Here is a 7,877-nt window from a genome sequence, read left to right as displayed (position 1 = left end):
CGTCTTAAGACGCGGGAGAGTAGGTCGCTGCCAGGTCTGCAAAACGCAAGTAAAACACGCCGCTCCCCTTCGAGGCAAAGCCGAGAAGGACAAGGCAGCGGCGAAAACAAACAAACATCTTCTCTCACACACTCGGCCCAAGCCGAAACAAAAGGGCCGCAAAACGCGGCCCTTATGCTTTGAAACAATAACGCGGGGTGGAGCAGCCCGGTAGCTCGTCAGGCTCATAACCTGAAGGCCGCAGGTTCAAATCCTGCCCCCGCAACCAAATCCATCAAAAGGCGCCCCCAGGGGCGCCTTTGGCGTTTCTGCACATCCGCCCATGTATACGGCAATGCTCGCCGCCGGGGTAAAGCGGCGGGCTGTGAACTCATGATTGGCCGCATCAGGATCTTGCGGCCGCGGCGCGTTGACGGCGATACTGCGCTGTTGGAAGCCCGCCCCAGCCCCAATTGTCGAGCTCGACCTCCTCGATCACCACGTAGGTCGATTCGAGCGGCTTGTTCAGGACGTCGAGGAGCACCTCGCTGACGCCCTTGATGATGGCAGCCTTTTCCTCGGCGGTAACCGAATTGCGGTCTGGTGCCGTTCCTTCGCGGGTAACCTGTACTGTGACGATAGGCATCGCAGTCTCCTTTCGGGAATTGCTTCTGTTGTTGATTGGATCGCGACCGGGGCCGTTTCGGCTTACGGGCGCTGTCGTGCTTACCAACGGCCAGCGCTCTGGCCGCCGTCGACGTGGAGAATTTCGCCGGTCACGAAGCCCGCGGTCTCGAGGTAGAGAACGGCATCGACGATGTCGCGAATTTCGCCCATGCGGCCAACCGGATGCAGCGCGTGCAGCGTCGCGTGTGTCTCAGGCGCGTGCATCGGGGTCTTGATGATGCCCGGCGAGACCGCGTTGACGCGAACGCCGCTCTTCGAGAACTCCATCGCCAGCGACCGGGTCGCCGCGTTCAGGCCGCCCTTGGTCAAGGAGGCGAGCGCGGACGGCATGCCGGCCATTGGCTGGTCGACCAGGCTGGTGGTGATGCTGACGATATGGCCCGAACCCTGCTTCAGCATCTCCGCCGCCGCGCGCTGGGTGATGTGGAAGAAGCCGGTCACGTTGACTCCGAGGTTATGGTCATAGTCTTCTTGGGTCATTTCGATGAACGGCTTGGCGAGGAAGACGCCGGCATTGTTGACCAGCGAGTCGATGCGGCCAAAGCGTTCGATCCCTTCGCGCACGATCCGCTCTGCGGTCTCGGGCCTGCTGATGTCGCCCGGCACCACGTGGATGTCCGGGTCGGCGCTCTCCTTGATCGACCGGGAACTGGCGATAACGCGGTAGTTCCGGTCACGGTAGGCGCGAACCAATCCGGCGCCGATCCCCTGTGATGCTCCGGTGATAATGACGACTTTCTGTTGAGTGCTCATGGATGTGATCCTTTTCGATTGCAGCAGTCGCTTCAGCGACCTGCCCTCCGCCCTCGGCGTTGGTGCAACTGTTTTAGATCTATCCGTTACACGGGAGAATTAGCGCCGATTGACAGGCAGTCGGCCGTGCCGCGGTATAATCAGTCGAGCGTGTCGGCTTCCACCGCGAGGCGTGCAAATTCGGAGCGCAGACGCGGCGCGGCGAAATCGACAAAGGCGCGGACCTTCGGCACCGACATGCGACCTTGCGGTGCGATGAGGTGAACCGGCAGCGGCGGATGCTCGGCGTCTGCGAGCACGATCTTCAGCCGCCCGTCTTTCACATATTCCGCGACGTGGTAGGAATAGAGCCTGGTCAGGCCGTGGCCCGCAACGGCGGAAGCAGCCGCAGCGCGCACACTGTTGACTATGCACCGGGGCGTGAACTGGACCGTCCGGGGGATGGGCGAGCCCTCTGCCGGCGTGAAGTTCCACGAATCGAGACCGAAATTGGTGAACGCGACGATCTGGTGCTTGGCAAGATCGGCCGGCTCCTCGATGCGGGGATGATTGCCAAGGTAGCGGGGTGAGGCGACCACGACACGCCGCACGTCGCCCCCGAGCCGCGTGGAGATTTGTGACGAATCCGCAAGGTGGCCAATGCGCAACGCAATGTCGACGCCCTCGTCCACCAGGTTGACGAAACGATCGAGGAGGAGAAGCTGGGCGGAAACGGCCGCGTGGAGGTCAAGGAAATCGTCCAGAATGGGGCGCAGCACCTCTTCCCCCAGGATCGGTGGCGCCGAAATCGTCAGCATTCCACGAGGAGCCGAGCGTTCCCCTCCGGCGAGCATGTCGGCTTCCTCGAGATCGACGAGCACCCTCCGGCAGGCGGCTGCATAGCGTTGGCCGGCTTCGCTGAGCTTGAGCGTGCGGGTCGTTCGATGCAGCAGCTCGACGCCGACATGGGCTTCCAGAAAGCTCAGTGCCCGGCTGACCGCGGTTGGTGATCGCTTCAGCCGGCGTGCCGCACCGGCGAGGCTGCCCTCGTCGATCGCCGTGACGAAGACTTTCATTGCATCGATGCGATCCATTTATTCTACCGATCCACGGGAGAGTGACTACCGATCGGCAAGTATTCACCCGAGGATGGCACGAAGTAAATATGGCGACAGAGGCGGCAGTGGCCAACATACGGCCAAGCACCAGGAATAGGCTGCGACGTGAGGGTCGGGGCCGCGTCATCGCAGACGAGGCAGTCCAATGCCCCGAGTTCGAGAATGGTCCCGGCGATCCCGCGTTTGGGCACGCCTCAACAGAGGGAGAATGACGATGAAGATCCTGATGGTATTGACGTCGCATGACCAGCTCGGCAACACCGGCGAGCCGACCGGTTTCTGGCTCGAGGAGTTCGCCGCGCCCTATTATGTGTTCAAGGACGCCGGGGCAGAGATCACCGTGGCGTCGCCCAAAGGCGGCCAGCCGCCGATCGATCCGAAGAGCGACGATCCGGCCAACCAGACCGAGGCGATGGCGCGCTTCAAGGAGGACGCTGCAGCTCAGAAGGAACTGGCGAACACCGCCAAGCTCGGCGACGTCAAAGCGAATGGTTTCGACGCGGTCTTCTATCCCGGCGGCCACGGCCCGATGTGGGACCTCGTCAACGACAGGAACTCGATTGCCTTGATCGAGGACTTCTACAACGCCGGCAAGCCGGTTGCCGCCGTCTGTCATGGCCCGGCTGTCCTGCGAAAAGTGACCTATCAGGGACAACCCATCGTCAAGGGAAAGCGCGTCACCGGCTTTACCAATTCCGAGGAGGAGGCGGTGCAGCTGGCCGACGTCGTGCCCTTCCTCGTCGAGGACGAGTTGAAACGTCTCGGCGGCCGCTACGAAAAGGCTGCCGACTGGGCCGATTTCACGATCGTGGACGGCCGGCTGATCACGGGGCAGAACCCGTCCTCATCGACTTCTGCTGCCAGGGAATTGCTCAAGCTTCTGCAGGCGTAGAGCAATTCCAGGAAAGTGCCCAACGGTTCTCCGCCCGGAGTTGGGTAGTTCCAAAAGCGCCAGATCATTTCGCTGCTTCAAGGAAACAATGAAATGATCGAGTTCTGGTCCGGCGCGGGCCGCGGGGTCCGCGCCAAATCTGCCCTCGTCGGCACCTGCATTCCGATACAGATCCCCCTGAAACAGGACACATCCCGGATACGTCCGGCTGATCCTCTGCGGTGAGCGTCAAGCGATCAACGCAAGATGGCGTTGCTCCACTGCAGAGGGACGACAATGATCCTTTTTACAATAGCCTTTCTCGCGGGCGTGCTGACCATTGTCAGCCCCTGCATCCTTCCGGTCTTGCCCTTCGTCTTTTCTCGGGCCGGTCAGCCATTCGCCCGGAGCGTCTTGCCGATGCTCCTTGGCAAGGTCGTGACATTCGCTGGCGTGGCGACGCTTGCCGCGCTCGGCGGAGAATGGGCGGTGCAGGCCAATGAGATCGGCCGATATGCGGCGATCGCGGTGCTGGCGGTCTTCGGGGTGACCTTGCTTTCGCCGCGGGTGGCGGCGGTAGCAACCCGTCCGGCCGTTGCGCTCGGCAACCGGCTTTCGCAAAGGGCGGCCGGGCAGAAGGGGAGTGTCGGAGCATCCTTTCTTCTCGGCGCCGCAACCGGACTTCTGTGGGCGCCCTGCGCCGGGCCGATTCTGGGACTGGTGCTGACGGGTGCCGCCCTCCACGGGGCCAACGTCGAAACGACGCTTCTGCTCACTGCCTATGCGGCCGGCGCGGCTACCTCGCTGGCGTTGGCGGTCGTGGCCGGAGGAAGGGTGTTTGCGGCGATGAAGCGATCGCTCGGTATCGGCGAGCGGCTTCGGCAGGGTCTCGGCGTCGCCGTTTTGGCGGGCGTCGCGGCAATTGCGCTCGGGCTCGATACCGGGCTGCTGGCGCGCCTGTCCTATGCGGGCACCACCAACCTTGAGCAATCGCTGCTTGACCGGCTGCGCGGCAACTCCGCCGCGCGCGCGGAAGCGGTGGCAAGCAACCGCGTGGCGCCGGCGACGAATGATGCGCGGAATGCATACCAGAGCAACCTGCCCGTGGAGGGCACGTTCCCGTCGCTTGATGGTGCCGTTGAGTGGCTCAATTCCGAGCCGCTGACTACGGAGCAGCTTCGCGGCAAAGTCGTGCTGGTCGATTTCTGGACCTATTCCTGCATCAACTGCATTCGTACAATCCCCTATGTTCGCGCCTGGGCGGAGAAGTACCGGGATCAAGGCCTGATCGTGATCGGCGTGCATGCACCCGAGTTCGCCTTCGAGAAGCGGATCGGCAACGTCAAACGGGCAGTCAGGAATTTTGAGATCGGCTATCCCGTCGCGATCGACAACGATTTCGCGATCTGGCGTGCGTTCGGGAATAATTATTGGCCGGCTCATTATTTCATCGATGCAAAGGGGCGGATCAGGCACTCTCACTTCGGTGAGGGCGATTACGAGAGATCCGAGCGGGTCATTCAGGAACTGCTGGCGGAAGCGGCAGGTGACCGGAGGACTGACGTCGGTCTTGTGACTCCGGATGCGCAGGGCGCCGAGGCCGCTCCGGACTTCGCCCGCCTTGGGTCTGGCGAGGACTACATCGGGTACATGCGCGCCTCCAACTTCGTCTCGCCCGAAGGCATCGGGGTCGATGAAGCGCGCGACTACACGGTGGAAGACCTGCGGCTCAATCAGTGGGGTCTCGCCGGCAACTGGACGATGGGGGCCGAGCAAGCAACGCTCAATCGGGTCGGCGGAGGGATCATGTACAGATTCAGCGCGCGAGACCTCCATCTCGTACTCGGACCAGGAGCAAGCGGCAGGAAGGTGCGCTTCCAGGTGAAGGTCGACGGGGTGGCGCCGGGTGCGGACCACGGTTCGGACATCGACGCCGACGGCAACGGGACGGTCGCGGAAACGCGACTCTACCAGCTTATACGCCAGTCGGGAGACGTGCGGGAGCGGACGTTCGAGATCCGCTTCCTTGATCCCGACGTCGAAGCCTTTGTTTTCACTTTTGGATGAGAGGACGGCTGCAGTGTCGGAGGTCCTTTGAGGATCTGGTGGATCGCGGGCGCGAGAAGAAAAAAGGAGCAATCAATGCGCATTTTCGTGACGTTCATCGGCGTAGTCGCGCTGGCGGCAGCGCCATGCGCCTGGGATAGCGACCCACGGGAGCCCCCAGCGATTGCAGCGCTTTTTGCAGTGCCCGCGGCTGGCGGGCGCGCAATCTTTGCTACGCCCGTTCCGGCCGGGGCTGCCGTGCCGGCGTCATCGGCGGTGAAGCCGATGGCCGAAATCTCAAACCGCTGAGGCGCACCCCGATGCATGCATGTTGCGCCGGCGCGCGTGCGGGAAAGCCAAAACTGTAGCTCAGTGTATCGCCTCGCTCGATTCCTACATGGGCTTTCAATTTCGGCTGTCGCCCACATAGTGGCGACACATGAGTACCGGCTTCTGCTGCTGTGATATCGAGGGAAAGAAATCGATGACAAAGGAAATCAACCAGCCGCGTCGGCGGTTCATGGGCGTGGCGGCGCTCACCGTCGCGGCCGCTCACTTCAGTATATTTGGCGCCGCCCGCGCGCAATCAACCAGCGGGGAGGGATCTGACGTTCCGGCGATCACGCCGGGAACGAATACTTTCTTCGCGTCGCTCAGCCAGATCAACGCGGGCGTCCTGAATATCGGCTACGCGGAAGTGGGGGCCGGCGATGCGCCTGTGGTCATCCTTCTGCATGGCTGGCCCTACGACATCCACACCTATGTCGATGTGGCGCCGCTGCTGGCGGCCGCCGGCTATCGGGTGATCGTTCCCTATCTGCGCGGCTATGGCACGACGCGCTTCCTGTCCGCCGACACGCCGCGCAATGGCCAGCAGTCGGCGATTGCCGCCGACGTCATCGCCTTGATGGATGCCCTGAAGATCGAAAATGCCGTCATCGCCGGCTGCGATTGGGGCGCGCGAACCGCCAACATTATCGCCGCCCTCTGGCCGGAACGCTGCAAGGCAATGGTTTCCGTGAGCGGCTACCTGATCGGCAGCCGTGAAGTCAACAAGATGCCGTTACCGCCGAAGGCCGAGCTTGCCTGGTGGTATCAGTTCTATTTCGCCACGGAACGCGGACGGGCCGGCTACGAGCAGTACCGGAACGAATTCGCCAGGCTCATCTGGCAGCTCGCATCGCCGAAGTGGAACTTCGACGACGCCACCTTCAACCGCAGCGCGGTGGCATTCGAGAACCCGGATCACGTCGACATCACCATCCACAACTACCGCTGGCGGATCGGTCTGGCTGACGGCGAGCGGAAGTATGACGATCTGGAAGAGCGGCTTGCCGGGTTTCCCGTCATAAGCGTACCGACAATCACGCTGGAGGGCGATGCCAATGGTGCCCCCCATCCGGAACCGAAGGCCTATGCGAAGAAGTTCTCGGGCAAGTACGAACATCGTCTGATCACCGGCGGCATCGGCCACAATCTGCCGCAGGAAGCGCCACAGGCCTTTGCTCAGGCCGTGCTGGACGTCGATCGTTTCTGATCATCTTCATCCAAAAGGCTGGGCGGTTGGGCCGGGAGCCCGGATCCGCCCAGCCCCGAACTCTGGCCGGCCGCGAACGCTGGCCAGCTCCTCAAAGCTCCAAAACTCTGTCGCAACTCTGACGCGGGTCGAAATCTCGCACCGATCGCGATTGCTGGCGCGTCAGTTGCTCGGGAGAACATCTCATCGGCAATGAGCGCTTCGTATCACAGTGTGTCTGCGCGGCGTTCTCTTGGGAGTCGATTACATTTCGGCGCCGGTCGCGAAACATTCGATACACGTGCGGAGCGTCAAGTGTGTCCCGACAGTCGGACAAGGCACTCAAGTCTCGACGTCATCAACTCTGTCGAAAAGAAGGACATCATGACCGAAATCGAGCAGGTACTTTACACTGGCAGGACGCATACCACCGGCGGTCGCGAGGGGGCATCCCGCAGTTCTGACGGGCGTCTGGACATCCAGCTTTCCTCGCCCGGCAGCTCAGGGCCGGGGACCAATCCGGAACAGCTCTTTGCCGCCGGCTGGTCGGCCTGTTTCATCGGTGCGATAGGAAAGGCGGCCGGGGAGCGGAAGGTTGCGCTCCCGATCGATCTGGCCGTCGATGCCGAAGTCGATCTCGGCAGCGGTACCGGCGGGTATTTCCTACAGGCGCGGCTCAATGTCAGCCTGCCGGGGATCGATCGCGACACCGCCCAGGCGCTGGTCGACAGGGCGCATCAGACCTGCCCCTATTCCAAGGCGACGCGCGGCAATATCAACGTTGCGATCAACATCGTCTGACGTGATGAAAAGCCTTGGCTGATCGTCAGGCAGGGCCATTCTGGAAGAAGCGGTGGCTGCGAAGGCTGCCGCTTTTTTGTTTGGCTGTTGTCTTCGCCTTTGGGTTCCGCCGTCTATTCTTGGCATC

At 62.3% G+C, this 7,877-nt stretch carries 8 protein-coding genes and 1 tRNA gene; 6 read left to right on the top strand and 3 right to left on the bottom strand.

Features of this window, described 5'->3' with window-relative positions; translation table 11 throughout:
• Window positions 1-191 precede the first annotated feature (191 nt).
• Window positions 192-268: transfer RNA gene (locus ILFOPFJJ_RS15870), tRNA-Met, on the top strand.
• A gap of 117 nt (window positions 269-385) precedes the next feature.
• Here ILFOPFJJ_RS15870 and ILFOPFJJ_RS15865 read toward each other — a convergent pair.
• The 3 genes from ILFOPFJJ_RS15865 to ILFOPFJJ_RS15855 all read right to left on the bottom strand — a co-directional run bounded on the left by ILFOPFJJ_RS15865 (window position 386) and on the right by ILFOPFJJ_RS15855 (window position 2,492).
• Window positions 386-625, bottom strand: coding sequence for a tautomerase family protein (locus tag ILFOPFJJ_RS15865; protein ID WP_173511464.1), 240 nt, complete (start codon window positions 623-625; stop codon window positions 386-388).
• 80 nt (window positions 626-705) lie between these two features.
• Window positions 706-1,419, bottom strand: coding sequence for an SDR family NAD(P)-dependent oxidoreductase (locus tag ILFOPFJJ_RS15860; protein ID WP_173511463.1), 714 nt, complete (start codon window positions 1,417-1,419; stop codon window positions 706-708).
• A 140-nt stretch (window positions 1,420-1,559) separates the two neighbouring features.
• A complete protein-coding gene (locus ILFOPFJJ_RS15855) occupies window positions 1,560-2,492 on the bottom strand; it encodes a LysR family transcriptional regulator (protein WP_173511462.1) in 933 nt (310 codons plus the stop codon).
• Between the two features lie 238 nt (window positions 2,493-2,730).
• Here ILFOPFJJ_RS15855 and ILFOPFJJ_RS15850 point away from each other — a divergent pair, with 238 nt between their 5' ends.
• From ILFOPFJJ_RS15850 to ILFOPFJJ_RS15830, 5 genes are all read left to right on the top strand, one after another.
• Window positions 2,731-3,408 carry a type 1 glutamine amidotransferase domain-containing protein gene (locus tag ILFOPFJJ_RS15850; protein WP_173511461.1) on the top strand — a complete coding sequence of 226 codons (678 nt, stop codon included), beginning with the start codon at window positions 2,731-2,733 and terminating at the stop codon, window positions 3,406-3,408.
• Between the two features lie 276 nt (window positions 3,409-3,684).
• Complete coding sequence (locus tag ILFOPFJJ_RS15845) at window positions 3,685-5,454, top strand: cytochrome c biogenesis protein DipZ (protein WP_173511460.1); 1,770 nt, start codon at window positions 3,685-3,687, stop codon at window positions 5,452-5,454.
• Window positions 5,455-5,529: 75 nt separating this feature from the next.
• On the top strand, window positions 5,530-5,742 hold the full coding sequence (locus ILFOPFJJ_RS15840) for a hypothetical protein (protein ID WP_173511459.1): 213 nt from the start codon (window positions 5,530-5,532) through the stop codon (window positions 5,740-5,742).
• A 175-nt stretch (window positions 5,743-5,917) separates the two neighbouring features.
• Window positions 5,918-6,970, top strand: coding sequence for an alpha/beta fold hydrolase (locus ILFOPFJJ_RS15835; protein ID WP_173511458.1), 1,053 nt, complete (start codon window positions 5,918-5,920; stop codon window positions 6,968-6,970).
• 363 nt (window positions 6,971-7,333) lie between these two features.
• The gene (locus ILFOPFJJ_RS15830) at window positions 7,334-7,750 is read left to right on the top strand and encodes an organic hydroperoxide resistance protein (protein ID WP_173511457.1); all 417 of its coding nucleotides are present in this window, start codon (window positions 7,334-7,336) and stop codon (window positions 7,748-7,750) included.
• Window positions 7,751-7,877 lie beyond the last annotated feature (127 nt).

The sequence above is a fragment of the Sinorhizobium psoraleae genome (assembly GCF_013283645.1).
GTDB lineage: Bacteria > Pseudomonadota > Alphaproteobacteria > Rhizobiales > Rhizobiaceae > Sinorhizobium > Sinorhizobium psoraleae.
Note: the sequence above shows the minus strand (reverse complement) of the source record. Positions and strands in the feature narration are given on the sequence as shown.

Coding starts and splice junctions, on each gene's coding strand:
- ILFOPFJJ_RS15865 (WP_173511464.1), bottom strand. CDS start 625: ATGCCTATCGTCACAGTACAGGTTACCCGCGAAGGAACGGCACCAGAC.
- ILFOPFJJ_RS15860 (WP_173511463.1), bottom strand. CDS start 1,419: ATGAGCACTCAACAGAAAGTCGTCATTATCACCGGAGCATCACAGGGG.
- ILFOPFJJ_RS15855 (WP_173511462.1), bottom strand. CDS start 2,492: ATGGATCGCATCGATGCAATGAAAGTCTTCGTCACGGCGATCGACGAG.
- ILFOPFJJ_RS15850 (WP_173511461.1), top strand. CDS start 2,731: ATGAAGATCCTGATGGTATTGACGTCGCATGACCAGCTCGGCAACACC.
- ILFOPFJJ_RS15845 (WP_173511460.1), top strand. CDS start 3,685: ATGATCCTTTTTACAATAGCCTTTCTCGCGGGCGTGCTGACCATTGTC.
- ILFOPFJJ_RS15840 (WP_173511459.1), top strand. CDS start 5,530: ATGCGCATTTTCGTGACGTTCATCGGCGTAGTCGCGCTGGCGGCAGCG.
- ILFOPFJJ_RS15835 (WP_173511458.1), top strand. CDS start 5,918: ATGACAAAGGAAATCAACCAGCCGCGTCGGCGGTTCATGGGCGTGGCG.
- ILFOPFJJ_RS15830 (WP_173511457.1), top strand. CDS start 7,334: ATGACCGAAATCGAGCAGGTACTTTACACTGGCAGGACGCATACCACC.